General features: G+C 43.0%; 1 protein-coding gene. It reads right to left on the minus strand.

What is annotated here, in order from left to right:
* Positions 1–337, minus strand: a 337-nt coding sequence (locus AAEZ03_RS26445; RefSeq protein WP_350582728.1) for a DUF2804 family protein, incomplete at both ends; no start/stop codon positions are given.

The following is a 337-nucleotide window of genomic DNA, read 5'->3' on the forward strand; positions in this document are numbered from 1 at the left end:
GGCTGTCGCGTATTATCTATGGTTTTAGCATTATCATCTTGCTCATTAGCTGGCAAATTTAAACCATCACGGACAAACATCACAGACGGTAAATAATAAATATGCCCATCCAGCCAGCACGCATTTTCGCTAACCCCTGTTTCATTGACGCCCATTGCTAGATTTAGGGCAAAATGACGACGGTCTGGCAAATAGCTATTAATACAGCTCCAAAACCAATTGGTCTCGTGGCGCATATAGCCAAGTGTCCAATCTAGATTGGCTATAGTGGTGTCAGTAAAGTCTATTTGCTGAGCCTGAGTGTCGGAAGCACCAACAGCATCAGCATTAAATTTTG

Origin of the sequence: Pseudomonas sp. HY2-MNA-CIBAN-0224 (assembly GCF_040310285.1) — a bacterium.
GTDB lineage: Bacteria > Pseudomonadota > Gammaproteobacteria > Pseudomonadales > Pseudomonadaceae > Aquipseudomonas > Aquipseudomonas helleri.